Annotated in this window: 1 protein-coding gene; it reads left to right on the top strand. The window is 53.3% G+C overall.

Going from position 1 to position 1,348, the window contains the following annotated elements; translation table 11 throughout:
• The first annotated feature begins 128 nt into the window (after nt 1–128).
• On the top strand, nt 129–1,322 hold the full coding sequence (locus BUB22_RS15950; protein ID WP_073116667.1) for an IS256 family transposase: 1,194 nt from the start codon (nt 129–131) through the stop codon (nt 1,320–1,322).
• Nucleotides 1,323–1,348 lie beyond the last annotated feature (26 nt).

The raw sequence follows: 1,348 nt of genomic DNA, 5'->3' as shown, positions 1-1,348 counted from the left end.
GAAGATGTAAATTTCTTTCTGTAAAATCAAAAGAGCCTGAAATTTTGCGCTTTTGGGCCCTATAAACAAAAAGTGGAGTTTCCACATCCTATTTTTGGTTTTACCACAAATCAAATAAAGGACTAAATATGGAGAACTCCGAAAACAAATATAGTTTTGACCCGACAATTTTGAAAGCCCTAATCGACCAGGGACCCGATTTTCTGATGGAACTCTTCCGGATGGCCATGAACGAGGCGATGCGCCTGGAACGGGAGGCATTCCTGAACGCGGGTGCGTACGAGCGTACCGAAGGCCGCCTGGGCTACGCCAACGGCTTCAAGTCGAAGACGGTCAAAATGCGCTCCGGATCCGTGGTCCTGTCGATACCGCAGACACGGGACTGCGACTTCTACCCGCGATCGCTGACAAAGGGGCTTCGTTCCGAGAGGGCGCTGACGCTCGCCATGGCGGAGATGTACGTCCAGGGAGTCTCCACCCGCAAGGTGAAGAACATCCTCGAAAAAATGTGCGGGCTCGAAGTCAGTTCCACGCAGGTGTCGGATGCGGCGAAGACGCTCGACGAGGAGATACGGCTGTTCAGGGAGAGGCCCCTTGGATGCTATTCGGTTCTCTACGTAGATGCGGAATATCAGCGAGTCCGCATGAACGGTTCCGTCGTAGATGCCGCAGTACTGCAGGCTATAGGAATCAATGCCGCAGGCAAGCGCGAGGTGGTCGGGATGTCTGTTTCTACTAGCGAAGCCGAGGTTCACTGGAGGACGTTCTTCACGAGCCTGGTGAATCGGGGCATGCACGGCGTGACGCTGATAGTGAGTGACGACCACCCGGGAATGAAGGCGGCGAGGAAGGCCGTGTTCCCGGCGGTTCCCTGGCAGCGCTGCTACTTCCATCTCTGCCAGAACGCGCAGGCGTATGCGAGGAAAATCGAGGAGCGCAAGGAGATCGCCAGGACAATGCGGAACATCTTTTCCCAAGTGGACAAGGCGAATGCGCTCATGGCGCTACGCGGTGCTGTGCAATACTGGTCCGAGACCAAGAAGCACCAGTCCTTCGCGGATTGGCTGGAAAGCAACGCGGAGGAATCCATGACCTACTTCGACTTCAACGAGGGATGGTGGCGAAGAATCAGGACATCGAACTGCGTAGAACGCCTGAACAAGGAAATCAAGAAGAGGACAAAAGTCGTAGGCGTCTTCCCGAATCCAGAATCGTGCGAGAGGCTCATCGGCTCGCTACTGATGGAACAACACGAGGAATGGATGGAAGAAAAAGCTTACTTAACCGAGAAGGAAATGGAAAAATCTGCTTTTTGTGCATGAATTTACAGAAAAAGACTTGCCTAATC

It is taken from the genome of Fibrobacter sp. UWCM, assembly GCF_900129735.1.
In the GTDB taxonomy this organism is placed as follows: domain Bacteria; phylum Fibrobacterota; class Fibrobacteria; order Fibrobacterales; family Fibrobacteraceae; genus Fibrobacter.
This window is presented reverse-complemented; position numbering and strand designations above follow the sequence as displayed.

What these genes read in the sequence shown, in the direction of transcription:
- BUB22_RS15950 (WP_073116667.1), top strand. Translation starts at nt 129, where the DNA reads ATGGAGAACTCCGAAAACAAATATAGTTTTGACCCGACAATTTTGAAA.